The organism is Azospirillum ramasamyi (genome assembly GCF_003233655.1).
Lineage (GTDB): Bacteria > Pseudomonadota > Alphaproteobacteria > Azospirillales > Azospirillaceae > Azospirillum > Azospirillum ramasamyi.
This window is the reverse complement of sequence record NZ_CP029831.1, coordinates 127501-151744: the sequence shown is the minus strand read 5'-3', so window position 1 is coordinate 151744 and position 24244 is coordinate 127501. Positions and strand designations below refer to the sequence as shown.

Annotated in this window: 21 protein-coding genes (1 of these 21 cut by a window edge); 9 read left to right on the top strand and 12 right to left on the bottom strand. The window is 68.1% G+C overall.

The features are described from left to right. Window positions 1–70: 70 nt before the first annotated feature. The 5 genes from sufB to DM194_RS17330 all read right to left on the bottom strand — a co-directional run bounded on the left by sufB (window position 71) and on the right by DM194_RS17330 (window position 4904). Window positions 71–1555: a Fe-S cluster assembly protein SufB gene (gene sufB / locus DM194_RS17350; RefSeq protein WP_111068831.1), complete on the bottom strand. Its 1485-nt coding sequence runs from the start codon at window positions 1553–1555 to the stop codon at window positions 71–73. A 45-nt stretch (window positions 1556–1600) separates the two neighbouring features. Further along, on the bottom strand, window positions 1601–2071 hold the full coding sequence (locus DM194_RS17345; protein WP_111068830.1) for an SUF system Fe-S cluster assembly regulator: 471 nt from the start codon (window positions 2069–2071) through the stop codon (window positions 1601–1603). Window positions 2072–2375: 304 nt separating this feature from the next. Continuing rightward, complete coding sequence (locus DM194_RS17340; RefSeq protein ID WP_111068829.1) at window positions 2376–3422, bottom strand: hypothetical protein; 1047 nt, start codon at window positions 3420–3422, stop codon at window positions 2376–2378. 10 nt (window positions 3423–3432) lie between these two features. Beyond that, the gene (locus DM194_RS17335) at window positions 3433–3858 is read right to left on the bottom strand and encodes a phage holin family protein (protein ID WP_111068828.1); all 426 of its coding nucleotides are present in this window, start codon (window positions 3856–3858) and stop codon (window positions 3433–3435) included. Then, window positions 3855–4904: a hypothetical protein gene (locus tag DM194_RS17330; protein WP_111068827.1), complete on the bottom strand. Its 1050-nt coding sequence runs from the start codon at window positions 4902–4904 to the stop codon at window positions 3855–3857. The genes DM194_RS17335 and DM194_RS17330 overlap by 4 nt, the downstream gene beginning before the upstream one ends. Window positions 4905–5109: 205 nt before the next feature. On the opposite strand from DM194_RS17330, the gene DM194_RS17325 reads away from it, so the two are divergent. Next, complete coding sequence (locus tag DM194_RS17325; RefSeq protein WP_111068826.1) at window positions 5110–6276, top strand: hypothetical protein; 1167 nt, start codon at window positions 5110–5112, stop codon at window positions 6274–6276. Between the two features lie 159 nt (window positions 6277–6435). Next, window positions 6436–8607, top strand: coding sequence for a malate synthase G (locus tag DM194_RS17320; RefSeq protein ID WP_111068825.1), 2172 nt, complete (start codon window positions 6436–6438; stop codon window positions 8605–8607). 138 nt (window positions 8608–8745) lie between these two features. Here the strand turns inward: DM194_RS17320 and DM194_RS17315 are convergent, their stop codons facing one another. Together DM194_RS17315 and DM194_RS17310 are read right to left on the bottom strand one after the other, a co-directional pair. Continuing rightward, window positions 8746–10077 (bottom strand): class I SAM-dependent methyltransferase, encoded by a 1332-nt coding sequence (locus DM194_RS17315; RefSeq protein WP_111068824.1) that lies wholly within the window; start codon window positions 10075–10077, stop codon window positions 8746–8748. A 9-nt stretch (window positions 10078–10086) separates the two neighbouring features. Further along, window positions 10087–10563, bottom strand: a complete 477-nt coding sequence (locus DM194_RS17310; protein ID WP_111068823.1) for a class I SAM-dependent methyltransferase — start codon at window positions 10561–10563, stop codon at window positions 10087–10089. Between the two features lie 432 nt (window positions 10564–10995). Here DM194_RS17310 and DM194_RS17305 point away from each other — a divergent pair, with 432 nt between their 5' ends. Then, on the top strand, window positions 10996–11817 hold the full coding sequence (locus DM194_RS17305) for a ParB/RepB/Spo0J family partition protein (RefSeq protein ID WP_111068822.1): 822 nt from the start codon (window positions 10996–10998) through the stop codon (window positions 11815–11817). A 31-nt stretch (window positions 11818–11848) separates the two neighbouring features. Here the strand turns inward: DM194_RS17305 and DM194_RS17300 are convergent, their stop codons facing one another. Further along, window positions 11849–12481, bottom strand: coding sequence for an MBL fold metallo-hydrolase (locus DM194_RS17300; RefSeq protein WP_111069207.1), 633 nt, complete (start codon window positions 12479–12481; stop codon window positions 11849–11851). A gap of 258 nt (window positions 12482–12739) precedes the next feature. On the opposite strand from DM194_RS17300, the gene DM194_RS17295 reads away from it, so the two are divergent. After that, the gene (locus DM194_RS17295) at window positions 12740–13192 is read left to right on the top strand and encodes an RrF2 family transcriptional regulator (protein ID WP_111068821.1); all 453 of its coding nucleotides are present in this window, start codon (window positions 12740–12742) and stop codon (window positions 13190–13192) included. A gap of 134 nt (window positions 13193–13326) precedes the next feature. After that, window positions 13327–14031, top strand: coding sequence for an SDR family oxidoreductase (locus DM194_RS17290; protein ID WP_111068820.1), 705 nt, complete (start codon window positions 13327–13329; stop codon window positions 14029–14031). 74 nt (window positions 14032–14105) lie between these two features. Here the strand turns inward: DM194_RS17290 and DM194_RS17285 are convergent, their stop codons facing one another. The 3 genes from DM194_RS17285 to phoU all read right to left on the bottom strand — a co-directional run bounded on the left by DM194_RS17285 (window position 14106) and on the right by phoU (window position 17660). Then, window positions 14106–15398 (bottom strand): adenylosuccinate synthase, encoded by a 1293-nt coding sequence (locus DM194_RS17285; protein WP_111068819.1) that lies wholly within the window; start codon window positions 15396–15398, stop codon window positions 14106–14108. Between the two features lie 102 nt (window positions 15399–15500). Further along, window positions 15501–16655, bottom strand: a complete 1155-nt coding sequence (locus tag DM194_RS17280; RefSeq protein WP_111068818.1) for an ATP phosphoribosyltransferase regulatory subunit — start codon at window positions 16653–16655, stop codon at window positions 15501–15503. Window positions 16656–16874: 219 nt separating this feature from the next. After that, the gene (phoU, locus tag DM194_RS17275) at window positions 16875–17660 is read right to left on the bottom strand and encodes a phosphate signaling complex protein PhoU (protein ID WP_111068817.1); all 786 of its coding nucleotides are present in this window, start codon (window positions 17658–17660) and stop codon (window positions 16875–16877) included. 288 nt (window positions 17661–17948) lie between these two features. Between phoU and DM194_RS17270 the strand changes: the two genes are divergently transcribed. From DM194_RS17270 to DM194_RS17260, 3 genes are read left to right on the top strand one after another with little or no spacing between them, the layout of a single operon-like run. After that, window positions 17949–18674, top strand: a complete 726-nt coding sequence (locus tag DM194_RS17270) for a hypothetical protein (RefSeq protein ID WP_111068816.1) — start codon at window positions 17949–17951, stop codon at window positions 18672–18674. 10 nt (window positions 18675–18684) lie between these two features. Continuing rightward, window positions 18685–20853, top strand: a complete 2169-nt coding sequence (locus DM194_RS28980) for an adenylate/guanylate cyclase domain-containing protein (RefSeq protein WP_281280321.1) — start codon at window positions 18685–18687, stop codon at window positions 20851–20853. A gap of 26 nt (window positions 20854–20879) precedes the next feature. Further along, the gene (locus tag DM194_RS17260; RefSeq protein WP_111068815.1) at window positions 20880–22595 is read left to right on the top strand and encodes a ShlB/FhaC/HecB family hemolysin secretion/activation protein; all 1716 of its coding nucleotides are present in this window, start codon (window positions 20880–20882) and stop codon (window positions 22593–22595) included. Window positions 22596–22686: 91 nt separating this feature from the next. Here DM194_RS17260 and DM194_RS17255 read toward each other — a convergent pair whose 3' ends face one another. Continuing rightward, complete coding sequence (locus DM194_RS17255; protein ID WP_246024433.1) at window positions 22687–23316, bottom strand: cold-shock protein; 630 nt, start codon at window positions 23314–23316, stop codon at window positions 22687–22689. 414 nt (window positions 23317–23730) lie between these two features. Between DM194_RS17255 and DM194_RS17250 the strand changes: the two genes are divergently transcribed. Further along, window positions 23731–24244, top strand: partial view of a right-handed parallel beta-helix repeat-containing protein gene (locus DM194_RS17250; protein ID WP_111068814.1) — the 5' end (the start) only. 1364 nt of this gene lie beyond the right edge of the window; 514 of the gene's 1878 nt are visible here — the first part of the coding sequence; it begins with the start codon at window positions 23731–23733; its stop codon lies beyond the right edge, outside the window.

The window sequence follows — 24244 nt, the reverse complement described above, 5'->3', positions numbered from 1 at the left end:
TTCAGGCTTCCGGCACGCCGTCCGGGCTTCACGTTCTGTCGGTTTTCCTTGCGCGGGCGGGAGGTTCCCCTTACCCCACGCTGCCTTCCAGGCTGATGCCCACCAGCTTCTGCGCTTCCACGGCGAACTCCATGGGGAGCTCCTTCAGGACCTCCTTGCAGAAGCCGTTGACGATCAGGGACACCGCGTCCTCTTCCGAGATGCCGCGCTGGCGGCAGTAGAACAGCTGGTCCTCGCTGATCTTGGCCGTCGTCGCCTCGTGCTCGATGCGGGCGGAGCGGTTGCGGCTCTCGATGTAGGGGACCGTGTGGGCGCCGCACTTGTCGCCGATCAGCAGGCTGTCGCACTGGGTGTGGTTGCGCGCGCCCTCCGCCCTGGGCAGGATCTTCACCAGCCCGCGGTAGGTCTGCTGCGCCTTGCCGGCCGAGATGCCCTTCGACACGATGGTCGAGCGGGTGTTCTTGCCGATGTGGATCATCTTGGTGCCGGTGTCGGCCTGCTGGAGGTTGTTGGTGATGGCGACCGAATAGAATTCGCCCACCGAATTGTCGCCCTGCAGGATGCAGCTCGGATACTTCCAGGTGATCGCGGAGCCGGTCTCCACCTGCGTCCAGGAGATCTTGGAGTTCCTGCCGCGGCAGGCGCCGCGCTTGGTCACGAAGTTGTAGATGCCGCCGACGCCTTCCTCGTTGCCGGGGTACCAGTTCTGGACGGTCGAATACTTGATGGTCGCGTCGTCCATCGCCACCAGCTCGACCACCGCGGCGTGCAACTGGTTCTCGTCGCGCTGGGGCGCGGTGCAGCCTTCCAGATAGCTGACGTAGCTGCCCTCGTCGGCGATGATCAGCGTGCGCTCGAACTGGCCGGTGTTGGCCTGGTTGATGCGGAAATAGGTCGACAGCTCCATCGGGCAGCGCACGCCCTTGGGGATGTAGACGAAGCTGCCGTCGGTGAAGACCGCGCAGTTCAGCGTCGCATAATAGTTGTCGGTGTAGGGCACCACCGAGCCGAGATACTTCTTCACGAGCTCCGGGTGCTTCTGCACCGCTTCGGAAATCGCGCAGAAGATGATGCCCATCTCCTCCAGCTTCGCCTTGAAGGTGGTGGCGACCGACACGCTGTCGAACACGGCGTCGACGGCGATGGCCGGGCTCTTGCCCTCCGACCCTTCGACGCCGGCCAGGATCTCCTGCTCACGCAGCGGGATGCCCAGCTTCTCGTAGGTCTTCAGCAGTTCCGGATCGACCTCGTCCAGCGACTTCGGACCGGCCTTCTTCTTCGGCGCGGCATAGTAATGCGCGTCCTGATAGTCGATGGGCGGGAAGCTGACGGCGGCCCATTGCGGCTCCTCCATCGTCTGCCAGACGCGGAAGGCCTTCAGGCGCCATTCCAGCAGCCACTCCGGCTCCTCCTTCTTGGCGGAGATGAAGCGGACGATGTCCTCGTTCAGGCCCTTCGGCGCGACGTCGGCCTCGATGTCGGTCGTGAAGCCGTACTTGTACTTCTGCTCCGTGACGGCGCGGACCTGCTCGACGGTTTCCGGTTGGGCGGCCATGGCTTTGCCTCGTCCTTCTCAAGAATGCTGTTCGGTGCGCGCCGTTCAGTGCGCAGGGCGGGCCGGCTGGGCGGCGGTGGAAGTCGTTGCGGCTGCCGGCGCCGGGAAGGTGATGGGGGCCATCATGTCGGCCAGCGTCACCTCCTCCAGCGCGCCGCGGATGGCGCGGTTCACCTTTTCCCAACCGCCGCGCATGGGGCAAAGTTGCTCAACCCCGCATTGGCTGTCGGCGCCGTCGACGCAGGCGGTCAGCGCGATGGGACCGTCGAGCGCCGTGATGATTTCCGCGATGGAGATTGCATCGGCCGGCCGGCTCAGCGCATAACCGCCGGCGGCCCCCCGTTGCGACGTGGTGAGGCCCGCCGGCGTCATCGCCTTCATCAGCTTGGCGACGGTCGGGGCGGGCACGCCGGTGCGTTCGGCCAGATGGGTGACGGTATGGACCGCACCCACCTGCCGCGCCATCTCGCTCAACACGACGATGGCATAGTCGGTCAGCTTGCTCAGCCGGATCATGACCGTACCCCGTTTCACCCCGGTTTCGAATACAGGACCAATTTAGTCCTGATTGGTGCGGGGGGCAAGGGGCGTTTGTCGATTAAAATGCAGGGTTTCCGTGGCTTTGGCGCCGGTGCATGGCTCATCCGCCGGGAATACCCATCGAGGCTGCTTGGTTATAGCGCCGCTCCGTCGCTCACGCTATAGACAAGGCGGCGCCGGGCGCCCGCGATGCGGCAATTTGTCGCGATATGGGTGGAAGAACGGAAAACCCCGCGCCGGGAGGGCGCGGGGTCTGTCCGATTCAACCGGGATGCGGGGATCAGCCCGGCTTCTTGACCTCGTCGCGGGCGGCGTTGGTGGCTTCGGAAACGACCTCGCGGACATCCTCCTTGGCCGACTCGACGGCGGTCTGGGCCGCGGCCTGGGCGGCGCGGGTGCCGCGGTCGATCGCGTCCTTCGCGATTGCCCTGGCGCGTTCGGTCGCCTCGTCCGCATACTCGCCGACCCACTGCTTTTCATAGCGGGTGCCGGGCAGGGCGGCGCCGATGGCCGCGCCGAGAGCGACGCCCATGGCGCCGGCGACGATCGGGTGCTCCTCCACCAGATCCCAGAAGCCGGTGCTCACGTCATGGGCGCGGTGGCGCAGATGATCGGCGGACGGCGCCATCGCGGACAGGCGCGACATGCCGCGGCTGGCGTAGCCCTGCGATTGCCGCTGGCCCTGGAGGTCGCCGCGTCCCGACACGTGGCCGCTGTCCGAACCGCCCATCATGCCGCCGACGGTGTCCGAAGCGCTGTCGTAGGCCGAGCTGACCGCGCCCGACGCCTTGTCATAGGCGGAGCTGGCGGCGTTGCGGACGCTGTCGGAGGCTTCGCTCAGCGACTCGCGGGCGTAATCCACCGCCTCGTCCATACGGTGGCGGGCCGACCGGACCGTGCTGGAGCGGGCGATGCGGCGGTCATAGCCGGTGCTGGACAGGGCGAGCCAGCCCAGCCCGATGCCGACCAGGGCGAGCGGGATCGGGTTGCTGGTGACGTTGCTCAGCACGGAGCCGTCCGAAGCGGAGCGCGACCCCCTGTAGTGGACGGTCTGGCCGCTCTCGTAGCGGTCGGACTGGCGCTGGTAGGCGCGCTGGGACGGATTGTCCGGCGTCGCCGGCGTGTAGGTGTGCTTCATGGTGCTCTCCATCAGGGATTGGGGCGACCACCGCGCCAGGCTGTCGCGCAGACGTGAGGTGCGGTCGCGCAGCGCCTCGACGGTGCCGTCGATGCGCGCGCGGCTGGCGCGGATGTCGCCCTCCAGGGCGTCGAGATTCTGCGGCGTGGCGGGCTGACCGGCCGCAGGAGTGCGTTTGTCGTCCGTCATCGGCCGGCCCCTAGCGGGCAAGCTGGGACTTGGCCCAGCGCTTGTCCTCTTCCAGCGTGTTCATGGTGCGGCGGGGGCGGAGGTTGGCGGGCTTCAGCCGGTTCTTGCCGACATAGGCCAGGATGCCGCCCACCGCCAGAACCACCACGCCGACGATCAGCGCGGACAGCCACGGGGCCAGGACGTTGGACAGGCCGAGAACCGCAGCGGCAAGCAGAACCAGGACGCCGGCGAAGGCGACCAGTCCGCCGACGGCGATGAAGGCGGCGCCGCCCGCGGCCTCGGTGGCCTTGTCGGTCAGCTCGGCCTTCGCCAACGCGATCTCGGATCGGGCGAGGTTGGCGGATTCGCGGGCGAGATCGGCGAACAGGCCGGCGAGCGGCCGGTCCTGCCGCGGATCCCGCGGCTCGTCATAGCGGTTCTCGGCGGCGCTCATGGACGCGGTCCCTGCGGCTTGGAGGTGGAGGAGGTGCCCGCGGCCCCACCCTGGGTTCCGCCGGCGCCGGTGGTGCCGGAATTCACGGTGCTGCCGGCGCTGCCGGTGGTGCCCGAAACTCCGGCGGGCGTGCTGACCGTGCTGGTGCCCAGCGCCGTGTCGGCGGCGGGCGAGGCGGCGCGGCCGGTGACGGAGGCCGGCGCGGTCGACAGCGGCATGCCGATGCGGCCGGCGGCCGGCTTCGGCTCACCCAGGCGCTCGGAGGCGCGCTCTGACTCCATGCGGCCGGCGAGGCTACCGGTGTTGACGCCGGAGGAGCCGGTGGCGGGGGTGTCGGCGCTGCGGGACGGCGTGCCGCGGCTGATGGACTCGGCGATGCCGCCGGCCATGCCGCGGCTCGGCGTGCGGTCGGAGTCGCGGTTCATGTCGCGGCCGCGGTCACGGCCGACGTCATAGGCGGTGCCGCGGGTGCTCCGCACGCTCTGCGACGGATGGGCGTTGCCGCGCAGCGACGAGGCGCGGTGCATCCGGCGCTCGCCCGAGCTCTTGATGAAGCGCGCGGCCAGGAAGCCGACGGCGAAGGCGGCGCCGATGAAGACTTCCGGCTGGCGGCGGGCGAAGCCTTCGACCTCGCCGACGATGTCGTCGACCGTGGCGTCGCGCAGCATGTCGGCGACGCGCTCGACGCGGTCGGCCGCCTGCACGGCGTAATCGGCGACGACGCCGCCATTCTCGCCGCCATTCTCCTCCTTCAACTGCTCGGCGGCCTTGTGCAGGGCTTGGGCGACGCCGCCCAGCTGGTCGGCGGCGCGGCCGGTCTGCTGTTCAAGCAGCGAACGGATGCGGCCCTGGGCCTGGCCCAGCGTTTCGCGGCCGGTTTCCATGGCATCGTCGGCGGCGCGGTTGACGGTCCTCTTGATGTCCTCGACGCTGCCGCGTTCACCCGACAGCGTGTTGGCGGTGGTGGAGCTGCCGGCGGTCGATTGTCCAGTGGTGGAGCCGGTCGGGGTCGTTCCGCCGGTGCCGGTCATATCGCGGTTCGGCATCGTGTTTTTCCTCCTGGGGATTCCGGTATTCCGCGGCTCCGCGCCTGCGGTATCGAACCGCCCGTTGCGGAATCGGGTGTCGGGAAGAGAAACACCAGCCAAGCCTTGGGGTTCCACGCGCGGCCCGCGCGAAATAGACAGTTGCGAAGATTGTGCTAAACTTTGCCGCGAACATCTTTGTTCGGCCGGGCCGGAGGGTGGCGGCATGAGCGTCTTCAGCGTCGTGGCGGATGGACAGTCCGGTCTCTTCCGTCTGAAGCAGGCCAAGAAGCCCTGGGAGAAGGAGCTGGAGGCGAAGGACGCCCAGGGCCAGCTCGCCCAGAAGGCGGAGCGCGCGCAGGCCCTGACCCGGCCCTCGGCCAAATGGCAGAGCGACAACTCCGCCGCCAGGGCCGCGCTGGAGGAGGCACGGCGGGTCGGCGGACCGAAGGCCGCGGCGGCGGCCCGGCTGGAGCAGGTCGAACGCCGGATCGAAGAACTGAAGACGGCGATGCGCTTCGCCCAGAGTGATCCGCAGAAGCTTGCGGCCCTGGCGCGGGAGGCGGCGTTGCTGGCGCGCGAGGCCGGGCGCGCCGCCAAGGAATATGGCGCCGGCATCAAGGCCGCGGCGGAATTGGGGCTGCCCGGCGACAGTGCGGCGGCTGCCGGCGGAACGATGCTGTCCAGCGAAACCACCATAACCCGCAGCAGCACCAGCCTGACCCTGCAGCAGACCGAACTGACGCTGACCATCGGAATTTCCACCGGGGAGGGTGAGCCGGCCCAAAGCACTGCCCAGGCCGCTGGGCAGACAGCCGCCGATTTGGCCGCCTACCTGACCGCCGACCTGATGACCGCCGGTGCCGAGGCTGCCGCCGGGTCCGGGTCTGCGCTTCCTCGGGGCGGCGCACTGCCCGACGACATCTCCCGGCTGGTCCGGGATGTTCTGTCCGGGCTGGGCGCCGCCGGGTTGAGCGGAAATGGTGGGGCTGCGGTCGGTCAAACCGGGGGCCACGGCCCGATGATCCAGCAGCTGATGACCGATAACGCCATGAAGATGTCACGCTATCGCGAGGCGGATACCTTCGGTCAGCGGGTGGAGGGGGTGCTCGCCATCGCCAAGCGCATCATCGGCGAGGCCAAGGCCGCCAACATGCTGGATGAGTCGGAAAAGCGGCGGCGCGAGCGGAGGGAGGGCTTCAAGGCCGACGACAAGATGGTCGAGACCGCCCAGAAGGAGGTCAACGCCCTGCGCTCCGCCGCCTTCGGCTCCAGCGGGGCGCTCGGCGCGGCCGGGCCGCCGGGCGGCGAAGCGGATGCTGGAGGGCTCCCGGCCCTGTCGCAGTCCGCCTCCGTCGCCCAGCCCGCCGCGGTACTCGATCTGCTGGCCTGAAGCGGCTCGCCGGGCACCGGCGGTCTGCTACCATTTCTCCATACGCTGCGGTGCGACATTGTGTTGACCGGCTCGCGCGGAAGACGCGATAACCGAAGCACCAAGACTCCCGGAGAGGGGTCTGCGAACCGAGCGCAAGAGAATGGGACACGCAACGAGATGAGCAACTGGATCCGCCACGGCGGCCTCGAAATCGCCCGACCGCTTTACGACTTCATCAACGACGAGGCGCTGCCGGGGACCGGTGTCGACGCCGAACGTCTCTGGAACGGTCTCGACCAGCTCCTGCACGAGCTGGCGCCGCGCAACAAGGCCCTGCTGGACAAGCGCGACAGCCTGCAGGCCCAGATCGACGAGTGGCATGCCGCCCGCCGTGGCAAGGTCCTGGACCAGGCCGAATACGAGTCCTTCCTGCGCCAGATCGGCTATCTGGTTCCGGAGGGCGGCGATTTCACCGTCGGCACCGGCAACGTCGATCCGGAGATCGCCTATCTCGCCGGCCCGCAGCTGGTGGTGCCGATCACCAACGCCCGCTATGCCCTGAACGCCGCCAATGCGCGCTGGGGCAGCCTGTACGACGCGCTGTATGGCACCGACGCCATCCCCGGCACCCCGGCACCCGGCGGCTATGACGCCGCCCGCGGCGCGCAGGTGATCGCCTGGGCGCGCAAGTTCCTGGACGACAGCGTTCCCCTGGCCGAGGGCAGCCATGCCGACGCCACGGCCTACGCGGTCGAGGGCGACGCGCTGGCGGTGACGCTGAAGTCCGGCGGCAAGACCGGCCTGAAGGACAAAGCCGCCTTCGTCGGCTGGCAGGGCGAGGCTTCGGCACCGTCGGCGGTGCTGCTGGTCCAGAACGGCACCCACATCGAGATCCGCATCGACCGCAACAGCGTGATCGGCAAGGACGACGCGGCCGGCGTGGCCGACGTGGTGCTGGAAGCCGCGCTGTCGACCATCCAGGATTGCGAGGATTCCGTCGCCACCGTGGATGCGGAAGACAAGGTCGTCGCCTACCGCAACTGGCTGGGCCTGATGAAGGGCACGCTGGAAGCCAGCTTCCCCAAGGGCGACAAGACCGTCGTCCGCAAGCTGAACCCGGATCGCGCCTACACCACGCCGACCGGCAGCGTCACCCTGCATGGCCGCAGCCTGCTGCTGATCCGCAACGTCGGCCACCTGATGACCATCGACATGGTCAAGCTGTCCGACGGCAGCGAGGCGCCGGAAGGCATCCTGGACGGCGTCTTCACCTCGCTGATCGCGCTGCATGACTTGAAGGCCGCTTCCAAAGCTGATGGCGGCCTGCGCAACAGCCGCGCCGGCTCGGTCTATATTGTGAAGCCGAAGATGCACGGCCCGGAAGAGGTCGCCTTCGCCGACGAGCTGTTCGGCCGCATCGAGGATCTGCTGGGGATGACCCGCAACACCCTCAAGGTCGGCATCATGGACGAGGAGCGCCGTACCAGCGTCAACCTCAAGGAGTGCATCCGCGCCGCCAAGGACCGCGTGGTCTTCATCAACACCGGCTTCCTGGACCGCACCGGCGACGAGATCCACACCTCGATGGAGGCCGGTCCGGTCGTCCGCAAGGCGGCCATGAAGGCCACCAAGTGGATTTCGGCCTATGAGGACAACAACGTCGATGTCGGCCTGAGGGCGGGCCTGAAGGGCCGCGCGCAGATCGGCAAGGGCATGTGGGCGATGCCGGACAAGATGGCCGACATGCTGGTCGCCAAGATCGGCCACCCGAAGGCCGGCGCCAACACCGCCTGGGTTCCGTCACCGACCGCCGCCACCCTGCACGCCACCCACTATCACGCCGTGAACGTGGCCGAGGTGCAGGACCAGCTGGCCAAGCGCCAGGCCGCCGCCCTGTCCGACATCCTGACCATCCCGCTCGCCGACCGCCCCAACTGGTCGGAGGACGAGATCCGGGAGGAGCTGGAGAACAACGCCCAGGGCATCCTCGGCTATGTGGTGCGCTGGATCGACCAGGGCGTCGGCTGCTCCAAGGTGCCGGACATCCACGACGTCGGGCTGATGGAGGACCGTGCCACGCTGCGCATCTCCAGCCAGCACATCGCCAACTGGCTGCACCACGGCATCTGCACCGAGGCCCAGGTGATGGAGGTCATGAAGCGCATGGCCGCCGTCGTCGACAAGCAGAATGCCGGCGACCCGCTGTACAAGCCGATGGCCGGCAACTTCGACGGCAGCATCGCCTTCCAGGCCGCCTGCGATCTGGTGTTCAAGGGCCGCGTCCAGCCGAACGGCTACACCGAGCCGGTCCTGCATGCGCGCCGCCGTCAGGTGAAGGCGGCGGATTGAGGTCGTGGCGGTGGGAGGGGCCAATCCCCCCTCCCCCGCTTCGCGATCAAGTCACGTATTGTTCAAGTCGCCCAAAAATCCCGCCCCCTCTCCCGCGAAAGCGGGGGAGGGATGGGGAGGGGGCTACTGCAGCAGCAACTAGATTCCGATTCCCAAAACCCGCACCGCCACCTGCTTGGTGTAGGGGCTCGCGGCGAAATACTCGTACCGCACGGCGTTCTCCGCGGCGAATTCCTGGAACGCCCGGTACTCGTCGTCGCGCCAGCTGCGGTTGCCGATATATTCGTCGAAGACGATGACGGTTCCCGGCCGCACCCGATCCGCCAGCGCGGTCAGCACGGTGCGGGCCGAGGCGTAGATGTCGCTGTCCACATTCACGAAGCGCACCGGCCCCGGATGGGCCGCGAGGAAGGGCGGCAGGCTGTCCTCGAACCATCCCACATGCAGGCGGGCGTTGCCGCGCACCGGCGGAAGCTGGCTGCCGGTGGTCAGCACGCCGCGGGGGGAGTTCACCCAGCCCTCCGGCAGTCCCTCGAACGAATCGAAGCCGTGGACCTCCTGCCCGGCGGCGTCGGCGATGTGGTCGAGCGAGGTGCCGCGCCGCACGCCGAATTCCAGCACCAGTCCGGGCGTGTCGGCGCAGGCCAGCACATGGCGCAGCAGCCGGCCGCTGTTGCCGAACAGGCGGAAGTCGGATGAGAACCTCGGCAAAAGCGCCCTGGCGCCGTCAGGCAGCGGCCGGCGCTTCGGGTTGTCGCCGATCTCGGCCGCTTCGACGGCGTCGGCCTCCGCGCTGCGGCCGAGGAGCCGCAAGGTGGCGGCGAGATAGCCCCAGTATTTGCCATTGGCCCCACCGCAGCGGGTGGCGCGGCGCAGGCGGCGCAGCGCCGCATCCACGCCGTGATGGTGCAACGCCTGGGCATGGCTGCCGAACCACGCCGCGGCATGTTCGGGATCGTCGGCCAGCAGCGCGTCGAAATGGCCCAGAGCCTCCGCATCGTCGCCGAGATAGGCCGCCGCCATCGCTGCTTCGTAGCGGATGTCGGGAGAGTGATCGCCCGCCGACAGCGCCTCGCGCGCCAGGATCAGCGCGTCTCCGTAGCGGGCGTCGCGGCGCAGGGCGCCGGCCAGCGCCGTCGTGAAGGCCGGGTGGTCGGGAGCGACGCGGGCAGCGCGTTCGAACCAGCGGACGGCGGGGAAGGGGGCGTTGTCGGTCTGATGGGCCGAGGCGAGGACGGCGAGGCGGTCGGCGTCGTCCGGCCGGTCGGCCAGCACCCGGCGCAGGCAGGCGATGGCAGCCGGGGCATCGCGGCGGCCGAGATGGGCCAGCCCCAGCAGATGCAGCCGCTCCAGACCGTTGGGAATGGCGTCGCCGCGCAGCAGGCGCAGGGCGGGGCGGTAACGGCGCGCGTCGATCAGGGCGCGCGCCTCGTCCAGAGCAGTGTCAGGAAATACAGTGTCAGCGGTCAAAACAACTCGTCAGGGCAGCCGGCGGAAGGTCCACACCGACGCCGGCGGCAGGTTCCGGGCGATCCAGGCATGTCGCCGCGGCTTCAGCCGCAGCCGCCGGATCAGCTCCGGGTTCACCGGGGCGAAGGGGCCATAGGTGAATTGCACGAAAACCCCATCGGGCGCCAGTACGGAAAAGGCGCCGCGCACGATCCGTGCCTGGACAGACAGAGGCATGGCGATCAGCGGCAGGCCCGACACCACCGCGTCGCAGGTTTCCCAACCATGGGACTGGACGATCCGATGCACCCGCGTCGCGTCGCCATGCACCACGGTGGCGTCCGGGTGCAGGATCGACAGCTGATTGGCGAAGGCGCGGTCGAGTTCGACCATCAGCAGATTGCCGGGATCGACGCCATGGGCCAGCAGCGCCGACGTGACCGGGCCGGTGCCCGGCCCCAGTTCCACCATGCGCCGGGTGGGAGTGCAATTGGCGGCCTTCGCCATGGCGCGGCAGAGTTCAGGTCCGCTTGGAGTTACCGACCCGACCTTCAGGGGTGAGCGAATCCAGCGCTCGACAAAAAGCTTGCGCTCAGCAAGTGACATCTACCGACCTCCCAACAGACGCCGGATCAATTCCTCGGCTCTGCTTCAACCCTTTCTACTGAGTTACGTTTCATTGCGCCAGCCGAATGGATTTTGAACGATCGTTTAACAAAACAGGAGAGACGTCGTTAAGCTCCATGCCTGCCGAATATTTCGGCGGACTACGCCCCTGGGAGTACTCCGAACCGGGAGAATAACCGCGAATGCCGGCCCATCCGCGAATCGCGGCCGCAATGTTCTCCTTTTCTTCCACTCCACCGTTGACATGGCCGGGACCGCCGGGGCACCGTTGCGAAACCGGAAGGACTGGGAATCAGGGGACCAGAACACGCCATGCCGACGCTCGCGCCCGATCATTCGGACCTGTTCGACGATACGGGCAAGCCGCCCCGGCTGCTGGAGCTCGACGTGGCAAGGATCATGCGCAATCCGGCCATGCCGCGCCGTCACTTCGACCCTGAAGAGATGCGGGGGCTTGCCGACTCGATCGCGCATTATGGGCTGAAGCAGCCGATCCTTGTGCAGGAGGTCGTGGGCGGCCATCGGCTGGTCGCCGGCGAACGCAGGCTGCGCGCCCATGAGATGCTGGGGCTGGCGACCATCTACGCGCTGGTCACCTCCGGCAATCCCGACGAACTGTCGCTGGTGGAGAATGTGCAGCGCGTCGATCTGGATGCGTTGGAACTGGCGGAGGCGCTGGCCCGGCTGATCGAGCGCTTCGGCTATACGCAGGAGCAGCTCGGCCGAATCATCGGCAAGAGCCAGAGCAACGTCAGCCATACCCTGCGGCTGAACACCCTGCCGGAGACGATCAAGCAGGAATATGCCGCCGCCCACCACGACGTTTCCCGCTCCACCCTGATCGAAATCGCCTGGATCAAGGATCTGGAGGAGCAGATGGCGCTGTGGGAGCAGGTGAAGGCCGGCGACGGCACCGTCCAGGCCGCCCGCAGCCGCAAGGACGCCGCCAAGGAACCCTCGCTGCGCACCATGTCGGCGGTCGGCCGCTTCCTCGACGCGCTGCGCCGCGCCACCGCCAGGCTGGGCGACCCGCGCGAGCACCGCGCCTATGTCGACGACATGCAGCGCCGCGAACTGATCAGCCTGCGGCGCCGCATCGATCTGCTGCTCGGCGATGAGCCGATGGTGGATTGAAGGGGAGGGTGGCCGGGGCGAGAGAGGCTAATCAGTCGTTCAGGAACGGATTGTACAGCCGCTCCTGCCCGAAGCTGGACATCGGGCCGTGGCCGGGGATGAAGGCGATGTCGTCGCCATAGGGAAGCAGCTTGTCGCGGATCGAGGCGATCAGGTCGGCATAGTTGCCCTTGGGGAAGTCGGTGCGGCCGATGGAACCCTGGAACAGCACGTCGCCGACGATGGCGAGCTTCGACGGCCGGTGGACGAACACCACATGGCCGGGGGTGTGGCCGGGGCAGTGGCGGACCTCCAGCGTCTGGTTGCCGACGGTCACCGTATCGCCCTCCTCCAGCCAGCGGTTGGGCGTGAAGGAGCGGACGGGCGGGAAGCCGAACATCTGGCTCTGCATCGGCATGCCGTCGATCCAGAACTGGTCATCGCGGTGCGGTCCCTCGATCGGCAGCGACAGCTTGTCGGCCAGATCGGCGACGGCGCCGGCATGGTCGATGTGGCCGTGGGTGACCAGGATCTTCTCCAGCGTAACGCCCTTCGCCTTCGCGGCGGCCAGGATGCGGTTCAAGTCGCCGCCGGGATCGATGGCCGCCCCCTTCATCGTCTCGGGGCACCAGAGCACCGTGCAGTTCTGCTGGAACGGTGTGACCGGAACGATGGCGTACTGCATGTCCTGACCTTCGGGCTGCTTGGAGTTGGCGGAACGGACCATTGGGCTGCGCGACCTTAACGCGCCCACGGCGGCGGCCGCAAACCATTCGCGCAAAGCCGGTCGCATTGGGCGGAGATTCTGGCTAAGGTCCGCAGGTCCGGCCGGGTGTCATGCCTTTGGGTGGAATACCGGGCCGGCACCAAATGTTAACCACTGAAGCTTTAGATCGGGGCGGCAGTACCAGCCGCTGCCGCAAATAATACGGATTCCGCCGGAATGCTGTCGCAGAAAGCCAAATACGCGTTGCGTGCCCTGATCATGCTGGCGGAGAAGGACAATGGCGATCTGATCCTGATCGCCGACATCGCCGAGCGGGAGAACATCCCGCGCAAGTTCCTGGAGGCGATTCTGGTGGAGCTGCGCAAGGAAGGGCTGCTGTTCGCCAAGCGCGGCAAGAGCGGCGGATACCGGCTGGCGCGGCCGGCGGCGCAGATCACCTTCGGCGAGGTGATTCGCCTGATCGACGGCCATCTGGCCCCGATCCCCTGCGCCAGCAAGGCCTCCTTCCGGCCGTGCGAGGATTGCATCGATACGCAGACCTGCTCTGTCCGCTGGCTGATGGTCCAGGTCCGCGACGCCACCGCCGCGGTGCTCGACAACCAGACGCTGGCCGACGCCCTGCGCCACCGCCAGTCCACCGGCAGCATCGCCGCCAACTTCGACATCTGACCATCCGGGCCTCCGCCCTCCCATCCTAGAATCGCGCCCATCCTGAAATCGCGCCCATCCTGAAATCGCGTTTGAGGCCATGCTCCCGTCTCCCTATGGTTGGCGGGTCCAACATGATCTCGGGAGGGTTCAGGATGTCTGGAGAGAAGGTGGCCGTCGTCACGGCCGGGGGCAGCGGCATGGGGGCGGCCTCGGCCCGCCGCCTGGCGGCCGACGGGTTCAAGGTCGCGATCCTGTCCTCCTCCGGCAAGGGCGAGGCGCTGGCGGCGGAACTGGGCGGCATCGGGGTGACCGGGTCGAACCAGTCCAACGACGACCTGAAGCGGCTGGTCGACGCCACGATGGAGCGCTGGGGCCGCATCGACGCGCTGGTCAACAGCGCCGGGCATGGTCCGCGCGGTCCGTTGCTGGAGATCAGCGACGAGGACTGGCACCGCGGGATCGAGGTCTATTTCCTCAACGTCGCGCGGGCGGTCCGGCTGGTGGCGCCGGTCATGGTTGCGCAGAAGTCGGGCTCCATCGTCAACATCTCCACCGCCTGGGCCTTCGAGCCGAGCGCCATGTTTCCGACCTCCGCCGTCGCGCGGGCCGGTCTGGCGGCCTACACCAAGATCTTCGCCGACCAGTATGCGGCGGACAATGTGCGGATGAACAACGTCCTGCCGGGCTGGATCGACAGCCTGCCCGCGACGGAGGAGCGCCGCCGGAGCGTGCCCATGCAACGCTACGGCAGCAGCGAGGAGATCGCGGCCACGGTCGCTTTCCTGGCCTCGCCGGGGGCCGGCTACATCACCGGCCAGAACATCCGGGTCGATGGCGGGCTGACGCGGTCGGTTTGATCGCTTCAGGCCTTCCAGAACGAAAAAGGGCCGGCAAAGCGCCGGCCCTTCTTTCCTGGGAACTCCCCGCCGCCTCAGTCGGCGAACGGGTCCGTCATCAGGATGGTGTCGTCGCGTTCCGGGCTGGTCGACAGCAGGGCGACCGGGGCCTGGATCAGCTCCTCGATGTGGCGGACATACTTGACCGCCTGGGCCGGCAGCTCCGCCCAGGAACGGGCGCCGCGGGTGGTGTCCTTCCAGCCCTCGAAGGTCTCGTAGATCGGCTCGACGCGGGCCTGGGCGCCGGCATTGGCCGGATAATAGTCCAGCTCCTGGCCGTCCAGGCGGTAGCCGACGCAGACCTTGATCTCGTCGAAGCCGTCCAGAACGTCCAGCTTGGTCAGGGCGATGCCGTCGATGCCGCCGGTCTTGACCGCCTGGCGGACCATGACGGCGTCGAACCAGCCGCAGCGGCGCTTGCGCCCGGTGACGACGCCGAACTCCTTGCCCTTCTGGCCGATCAGCTCGCCGATCTCGTCGGTCAGCTCGGTCGGGAAGGGGCCGGAGCCGACGCGGGTGGTGTAGGCCTTGCAGATGCCCAGCACATAGCCGACGGCGCGCGGGCCCATGCCGCTGCCGGCGGCGGCGTTGCCGGCCACCGTGTTGGACGAGGTGACGTAGGGATAGGTACCGTGGTCGATGTCCAGCATCGTGCCCTGGGCGCCTTCGAACAGGATGCGCTTGCCGGCGCGGCGCAGTTCGTCCAGCTGCTTCCAGACGACGGCGGCATAGGGCAGCACCTGCGGCGCGATTTCGCGCAGCGGGTCCAGGATGTCGGCAGGGGTCATCTCCGGCGCGCCCAGCGCGCGGAACAGCGCGTTGTGGTGGGCCAGCAGGGCGTCGACTTTCTCCACCAGCACGGCTTCGTCGGTCAGGTCGCACAGGCGGATGGCGCGGCGGGCGACCTTGTCCTCATAGGCCGGGCCGATGCCGCGGCCGGTGGTGCCGATCTTGCCGGCGCCCTTGGCCTCTTCGCGCGCCTTGTCCAGGGAGCTGTGGACCGGCAGGATCAGCGGCACGTTCTCGGCGACGATCAGGTTCTCCGGCGTGACGGAGACGCCCTTTTCCTTGATCGCGTTCACTTCGCGGATGAAGGCCCACGGGTCGAACACGACGCCGTTGCCGATGACCGACAGCTTGCTCTGGCGCACCACGCCGGACGGCAGCAGGCTCAGCTTGTATTCGACGCCGTTGATCACCAGCGTGTGGCCGGCGTTGTGACCGCCCTGGAAGCGCACCACCACATCGGCCCGGCTGGACAGCCAGTCGACGATCTTGCCCTTGCCCTCGTCGCCCCACTGGGCGCCGACCACCGCAACGTTGGCCATCTCTCGTCTCCGCAAAACTTCAAAAGGTACCGCTCGACCACCCGATCCGCCGCAGGGCACCATCCGCGCGGCGTGGGGGTCCGTTCACGCTAAAAAACCGGATTACCCGACCGGCTTGACGTCTCCGCCGGCCAGCCAATGGCCGCACTGGAGCCGCTTCGCCTCGGCGGCCGCATCACCCACCGGGGCGAGCCCGGCCACCGTAACCCAACCCTCGGCCCGCAGACGGCGCGCCGATTCCCAGCCGGAGCCGTGCGGCACATACACGCGCCCCGGCGCCTTCGCCGCGGGCACCGCCCGCAGCAGCGTATCCATGTACAGCGTGAAGCCGGTCGCCGGCTCCCCGCGGTCTTCGCCCTGCGCCCCGGCGCGATAGCGCCCGCCCTGGCCCAGTTCGCCCGCCGCGCGGGAGAACAGGGTGAAGCTGAGGCCGGTCTGGTATTCGAAGCCGCGATGCTCGACCAGATCGACGGTCACCGTCAGGTCGGGCATCGCCGCGCGCAGCAGCGCCAGCGTGTCGGTCAGCCGGCGGCGGTCCTTCTCGGCCCCCTCCGGCAGCGGCAGGGCGGCCAGCGCCTGCATGGCGCGGTCGGCGGGCCCCGACGCGCTCATCAGCGATTCCAGCAGCGTCGCCGCCGGTCCGCCGACGGCGGCCACCGCGGCGGCGTCCTTGCGGTCGAGCGCGCCGCGCAGCTGCCGGATTTCCTCCTCGCCCAGGCCGAGCCCGGCGCAGATGCGCGACACCATGGTGGGAACGCAGAGGTCGACCGACAGGTGCGGCACGCCGATGGCGGTCAGCGCCTGGACGGCTAGCAGCACCACCTCGGCATCGGCCTCCGCCTCCAGCGCGCCGATCAGCTCGACGCCGACCTGGGTGAACTGGCGTTCGGGGCGCAGCTGCGAACCCTTCACCCGCAGCACCTGCCCGGCGTAGCACAGGCGCAGCGGCCGGGCCTCGTTCTTCAGGCGGGTGGTGGCGATGCGGGCGATCTGCGGGGTGATGTCGGCACGCACCGCCATCATCCGCTGCGAATGCGGGTCCATCAGCCGGAAGGTCTGCTTGGACATCGCCGCACCGGGGCCGGAGAGCAGGTTCTCCTCGAACTCCACCAGCGGCGGGTCGACACGGCGATAGCCCTGCGCGGCGAATTCCGCCAGCAGGCGTTCGACGGCGGCCGCCTCATGCGCCGCTTCGGACGGCAGCACGTCGTGCAGTCCGGCGGGAAGCAGGGCGGAACTCAATGCGTCGGCGGGCATGACCAGCGTCGTCTCGTTTCAGGCAGGGAACAGGGTGCCGCGGCGAATGTCGGACACACGGGGCGGGCTAATACCCGACACCCGCGCCGCATGCAAACGGAAAAGCCCCGCACTTCGGCGGTATCTCCCCTGCGCCCCCTGTGCGGATGAGGAATTCCGCGGGATTCCGCCGGCTCTCACCGGACAAAACGTCGCTGCGAAATCGAGGGGGGTATGCCGTCAGCCGGCGTCCGCCGGCCCGGCTTCGTCATCCGGCAGGTCCGGGATATCCGTAGGCGGCATGACCGGCGGCACCACGGCGGGCGGCACCACGGCGAAGCTGCTGGCGTCGCCCTTCGGCCGCAGGATGGTCAGCGGGGTGCCGACCACCAGGAAATGGATGATCTCGGCGATGTTGGTGGCGTGGTCGCCGATGCGCTCCAGGTTCTTCGCCATGAACAGCAGATGGGTGCAGGGCGTGATGTTGCGCGGATCCTCCATCATATAGGTCAGGACCTCGCGGAACAGGCTGGTGTAGAGGTCGTCCAGTTCCTCGTCGCGCTCCCAGGCGGCGATGGCCTTGCCCACGTCGCGCTCGATATAGGCGTCCAGAACCTCCTTCAGGATGGCTGCGACCAGACGGCCCATGCGCGGGATGCCGGCCGCCGGACGTACCACCGGCACCTGGGCAAGGGCCAGCGAGCGCTTGGCGACGTTGGCGGCATAGTCGCCGATGCGTTCCAGGTCGGCGGAGACCTTCAGGGCCGAAACGATTTCACGCAGATCCTGGGCCATCGGCTGTCGCAGGGCCAGAAGCCGCACCGCTTCCGCGTCGATGTCGCGTTCGTAGGCGTCGAGCCGGGCGTCGGCCTGCATCACCTGGGTGGCCAGCCCGACGTCGCGGCGCGATACCGCCTTCACCGCGGCCTCCACCTGCGCCTCCGCCACGCCGCCCATCTGGGTCACGAGGTTCGACAGGCGCTGAAGTTCCTGCGCGAAGGAGCGGACGATGTGTTCGGTGCCCATGATCGGTCGCGACGCCCCGTTGATGCCCGTTCCCGCCGCCGCGACCGGAGCGGTCGCCAGGGCGCGGGACACGTACAGTATCGCCGGGTGATGACGCGGGAATGGCGGGTTCATTGCGGATTAATGACAATCCCGCGACGGTTGCAGGGGCGATGCCGCATGACAATGGTATGTCGGGCCGACGTATTGGATTTGAATCAACTCGGTAACTTCGCTAAAGGGTGCGCAGCCATATTGAAGCCGTCCGCAACAGGTGTACCCCGTTGCATTGACAGGGAGGCCGCTTTCATGTCCGTCGCGTTCCAGATGCCCGCCCGCGTGCTCGCCGCCGGTGCCCTGCTTCTGCTGACTGCCTCTCCGGCGGCGCTCGCCGCCGATCCGGCGCCGTCCGCTGCGGGTGCCGCCGCCGGTGGCGCCCCCACCGCGCTGGTGGAGGATGTGTCGGACGGCGTCGACGGCGTGCAGCCGATGGATTACCTGGCGGCCGGCCGCACCGTGACGCTCAAGTCGGGCCAGACGCTGACGCTGAGCTATCTGGAATCCTGCGTGAACGAGACGATCACCGGCGGTTCGGTGACGGTCGGCGCCCAGGAGTCGGCGGTGCAGGGCGGAACCATCGACCGCCATACGCTGCCCTGCGACGGCGGAAAACTTCTGCTGGTGTCGAACGAGGCGGGCAAGGCGGGGGTGACCGTCTTCCGCAGCGCGCCCATCGCCCTGCCGGGAATGAAGGCGCCGCTGCCCAAGCCGGACTTCACGCTGTTCAAGACCCATCCGGTGCTGATCCTGTCCGCTCCCGGACCGGTCACCATCGACCGGCTGGACATGCAGGGCATCGCGCTGACCACGGTCAACGTCCCCGGCACGACGCTGGACACCGCCAAGCAGGGCACCGGGCTGGAACCCGGCGGTCTCTACAAGGTCTCCGCCGGGCAGAAGTCCTACGTCGTCAAGATCGACGACAAGGCGGTCGCCGGCGGCGGTCCGGCTCTCGGCCGCCTGATCCGTTTCTGAGCCGCCGGGCGTGAGGCTGCCGACGATCAAACTGCCCCGGCGCGTGAGGCTGGTCCTGCTCGGCGCCGTCGCACCGGTCCTCGCCGGGCTTCTGGCACTGGCGGTCTCGCCACTCCTGCAGGGGCCATCGATCGACAGCCTCTACTGGCTGCGCGAGCATCTGAACGGCCCGCGGCCGGCGCCCGATCCGTCGCCGGTCGTCGTGGTCGGGATCGACGAGGAGACCTACCGCCGCCAGCCCTTCGCCGGCACGCCGCAGGCGCTGTGGGGGCCGCGGCTGGGCGTCGTGCTGGGGGCGATGCTGGACGGCGGGGCGGCGGCGGTCGGACTCGACATCGTCCACCCGACCTCGGTCGAGACGCTGATCCCCGGCTTCGAACGCGACTATCTGCTGACCCTGCGCCGCGGCGGCAGGGACGGCCGGCTGGTGCTGGCCAAGGTGCAGCACCAGAGCGACCCGCTGATGCCCTATCGCGGCTACATGATCGCTGCAGGGGTCAACAATGTCCGCTCGGTCAATCTGGTGGAGGATCCAGACGGCGTTCTTCGCCGCGTGCCGCTGACATTGAGCGTGGCCGGTCCCGCCAATGGCGAGCAGGGCGGCCAGACGAAGGCCGAGCCGGGCATGGCGGTGGAGGTGGCGTCCCGCGCGCTGAAGGCGCCGCTGGAGCGGGCGGCCGACGGCTCCGTCTCGCTGGGCGGCTACCGGCTGCCGGGCGGGGAGGGCAACCGGCTGCTGGTCAACCACGCCACGGCTCCCGGTGCCATACCGACCTATTCGCTGGCCGACCTGTTCGCCTGCGCCGAGGCCGGCAAGTCCGACTATTTCGCCCGGCATTTCAAGGGCAAGGCGGTGATGGTCGGCACCGTGCTGGACGTGGAGGACCGCAAGCTCTCCTCCAACCGCTGGGTGACGAAGCCGGAGGGGCTGAACCTGCCCGAACGCTGCGCCCTGCCGGTGATGAGCGACCTGTATGTCTCCGGCCGCACGCGCGACAGCATCCCCGGTGTCTACATCCACGCCGCCGCCATTTCCAATCTGATGGCCGGCGATGCGCTGGCCGAGATGGGAAAACCGGCCGGCGCATCGCTGGTCCTGCTGCTGGCCGGGCTTGCCGCCCTGGTGACGCTGGCCACCCGCCCGCCGGTGGCCGCCGCCGGCCTGGTCCTGCTGCTGGCGGGTTGGAGCGGCGTGGCGGTCGAACTGTTCCAGGCCGGACTGGTCCTGCCCTACCTGCAGGCGGCGCTGGCGGCGGTGCTCGTCTTCCCGTTGGCGCTCGGCTTCCGCTTCGCCGTGCTGGACCGCGACCAGCGGCGCATCCGCAACGCCTTCAAGCTCTACCTGCCCGGTTCCCTGATCGACGACATGATCGCCTCGGGCCAATCGCCCAGCCTGGGCGGCGAGGAGCGCGACCTGTCGATCCTGTTCTGCGACATCGCCGGCTTCACCAAGATGTCGGAGGGGATGGAGCCGGAAGCCCTGGTCACCGTGCTGAACCGCTATTTCACCGTGATGACCGACATCATCGAGGAGCATGGCGGCTTCGTCGACAAATACATCGGCGATGCGGTTCTGGCAGTGTTCGGCGCCCCCTATGCCATCGACAACCATGCTCGCGCCGCGGTGGCGGCGGCGCTGGCGATGCGTCAGGCGATGGCGGACGACCCGACCCTGCTGGCGACCTCCAGCGGGCGCGGCTCCAACCGCATCGGCATCGCCACCGGTCCGGCGCTGATCGGCAACATCGGCTCGCCCCGGCGTTTCAACTATACGGTGATGGGCGACACGGTGAACCTGGCTTCCCGCCTGGAAGGGGCCAACAAATACTACAACACCACTCTGATGGTCAGCGGCGAGACCATGCGCCACCATGGCGACCCGGAGGCCTTCCGCGCCCTCGACATCGTTCAGGTGGTCGGCCGCAGCGAACCTGTCGAGGTGTTCGAGCCGCTCCCCGAGGCCCGCCGCGCCGATCCTGAGGATAGCGCCCAGCGGGCGGCCTATGCCGCCGCCCTCGACCATTGGCGGGCCGGCCGTTTCGAGGCGGCGGCATCCGGCTTCCGAGCCTTGGCGGCCGGCGACGGCGCCGCGCTGGCGATGCTGCACAAGGCGGAAAAGCGGGTCGGCCATCCCGCCGAACCGGGCTGGGCCGGCGTGACCGCGCTAACCGACAAATAGCCCTTCCCAGGACCGCGATCTCCACAATGCCCTGTTCTTCCATTCCCAGTTCCGCTCTGCGCCTGGCCCGCCTGTCCGCTCTGCTGCTTGCCGGTGCTGCCGTTCCGTTGCCGGCGCTGGCGCAGTCGGTTCCGCCGGTTTTGCCGCCCTCGCTCGACCCCAATCGGCTGGAGCAGCGCTTCGAGCGCCCGGCCGTGCCGCAATCCGTCCCCGAGATCGAGATGCCGGAGCCGGAGAAGGCCCCGCCGCCCCGCGACGCCGAACGCATCACCCTGCCGCTTAACGAAATCCGCATCGACGGCAACAGCGTCTATGACGCCGACAGCCTGTCCGCCTTGTGGCGCGACAAGCTGGGCAAGCCGGTGACGCTCGCCGACCTCTATGCCATCCGCGACGCCGTCACCGCGCGCTACCGCAACGACGGCTATGTGCTGTCGCAGGCCGTGGTGCCGGCTCAGCGCATCCGCGACGGCGTGGTCCGCCTGCAGGTGGTGGAGGGTTATGTCAGCGAGGTGGTCGTCCAGGGCGAGGCGGCCGACCGTCTGGGCCTGCTGCGGCGGATGGGGGAGAAGATCAAGGCGTCGCGTCCCTTGCGCATGGCGGATATGGAGCGCTACGTGCTCCTGGCCGACGATCTGCCGGGCGTGGCTGTGAAGACGGTGCTGGAGGCCTCTCCCGATACCCCCGGCGCCTCCCGGCTGACGCTGGCCCTGGAACGCACGCCTTTCAGCGGATTCGTGGCGCTCGACAATCGTGGCACCCGCCCGATCGGGCCGATGCAGATGACCGGCGTCGTCGCCGTAGAGGACCAGCTCGGCCTGTTCGAGCGTACCACCGTCCAGGGCATCGTCACCCCGCAGCTCCGCGAACTGCGCTTCTTCGACGTCACCCAACTTGTGCCGGTGAATGCGGAGGGCACGACCGTCGAGTATGGCGTCCGCAGGTCCTGGTCGGAGCCGGGCGACAGCGTGCGTCCGCTGGAGCTGTACGGCCTGGCCAGTTCCGCCCGCATCGCGGTGGCGCATCCCTTCATCCGCAGCCGGGCGCAGACCCTGCGGGCCGGCGTCAGCTTCACCATCCGCGACAGCAGCACCGACGCGCTGGGCGACAAGCTCTCGCAGGACCGGCTGCGCATCGTCGCCGCCAATGTCTCCTATGACTTCGCCGACGATTGGGGTGGTGCGAACCTGCTGACGGCGGAACTGTCCAAGGGGTTGGACATCTTGAACTCCACCTCTTCCGGCAGCGCCAACCTGACGCGCAGCGGCGGGCGCAGCGATTTCTGCAAGCTGCTGGTCTCGGCCCAGCGCAACCAGCCTTTGAACGACTCGCTGATCCTGGCGCTGTCCGCCGAAGCGCAATACAGCCCCGACCAACTGCTGTCGTCGGAGGAGTACGGCGTGGGCGGCAAGCAGTACGGCCGTGCCTTCGACCCGTCGGAACTCACCGGCGACAGCGGCTTCGCGGGGCGGGCGGAACTGCGGTACATTCTGCCGGTGCAGGAGGAGGGGCTGGATTACGCCGTCGCCTATGGTTTCGGCGACTACGGTGCCGTCTATAATTATGAAGGCGGCACGCGCCATGGCCGCCGCTCCCTCGCCTCTGCCGGTGTCGGCTTGCGTTTCGGCGTGTTCCGGCGGATCGACGGCGCCGTGGAGGTGGCGAAGCCCTTCATCACCACGCCTTTCAGCACGCAGGACCGCGCTCCGCGCGTTTTCTTCACCCTGTCGACGCGGTTCTGATCGAAACAAATGCAAAGAGCCGCGCGGAGGACCTGTCAGGGACTCCGCACGGCATTGCCTTCCGGTGGCGGCCTGCCGTCAGATCAACTCGTCAGATCAACTCGACGCGCTGAGCGACCGGCGCATCTTCCGACCCGACCGCCAGATACCGCACGTCTTCGCCGTCGGCGACGATGTCCAGGCCGGACTGACGCAGGGTGGCGCGGTCGAAATAGACGGTCGCCCCGTCTTCCCACGGTTCGATCAGGCCGGACTGGCTGTCCAGGTTGTACCAGCGCACGGTGCCGTAGGCCATGGTGGCGGGCCCGGTGGGTTCGGCTTGACGCTCGCGCCGTTCACGCGGCGGCTTGGGGGCACGGACGAGGGGTTCTCCGCCATCCTCGGGCTGGGCCGATTGCTGGACGGCCGACTGCTGGAGGGTCGACGCGGTGGGGCGGGGCGGCCGCTGGTTGCGTGTCCGCGGGGGCGGCGGGTTTTCAGGCGGCGTCGCGGAGTGGATGGCGACGACCTGGGGCCCCTTGGCACCCTGGGCCAGATCGCAGACGACCGTCGTGCCTTCGGCCGGATTGGGCAGGGAGGCGGCAGCCAGGACCGAAGCGTGCAAGAAGGCCTCGCCGGACCCATCGGCAAGGCGGACGAACCCAAAACCTTTTTCCGGCTTGAACCACTTTACCGTCGCGGTGACGTTCGTCGCGGTGACGTTCTTCAACTCTTCGCTCAAGACAGGTCCCTTTCACGTCCTGTAGGCCGGGGTGGGCGGCTCTGACGCTGAACTGGGCGCGGCTCCGCTGAATGACCAATAACAAGTCCCCGGCGGGCCCGAGCTTATCATAAAATTCCAGAAAATGACCAGCGCGGTGATGCCCTGTAACGCCTACATGGCGGACTCGGGAGGCCGATTGCTTGCCGACACACGCAAAACGGGAAATGCTCGGTTGAGAGTGTATTGGCAAACGATGTGATCGAAGATCGAAAAACAAAACCGAACATGAAGCTCTCCAAATTCGAATGGGGTAGAGAAATGCAAAAATGCCATCTTTCAGGACGAGCTTTATCATCAGAGGCAATAAGTACGTAAACAGAAATTTAACCAAAAAATTCGACTCATACCTCCATCAAAACGGAGGAATGACTGATGCCGACCACCGACCAGACCGCTTTCTTCGTGTCCACCATGGGCAATGACAGCTGGTCCGGGCGGCTCGCCGCGCCCAACGCCGACCTCACCGATGGTCCCTTCGCCAGTCTCGAGAAGGCGCGCGACGCCATGCGGTCCAGCGATATCGACACTGCCTATGTCCGCGGCGGCACCTATCGCCTGGACAAGACCCTGACCCTGGATGCCCGCGACGACGGCCACAGCTTCCTCGCCTATCAAGATGAGACGCCGGTGTTGAGCGGTGGGGAATGGGTGACCGGCTTCACCAGCGAGGGCGAAGGGCTCTATTCGGCCAAGCTCTCCTCGCCCAACGGCCTGGACGTCAGCATCGGCGGCATCCGCCAGCATGCGGCCCAGACCGGCGACTTCGACCCGGCCAACCCGGCGACCAGCGGCTGGCACATGCTGAAGGCCGAGTCCACGGGCGCCAGCAAGACCAGCTTCAACTTTTCCGCCGGGGACATCCCGTCGGGGCTGAAGCCCCATGCGG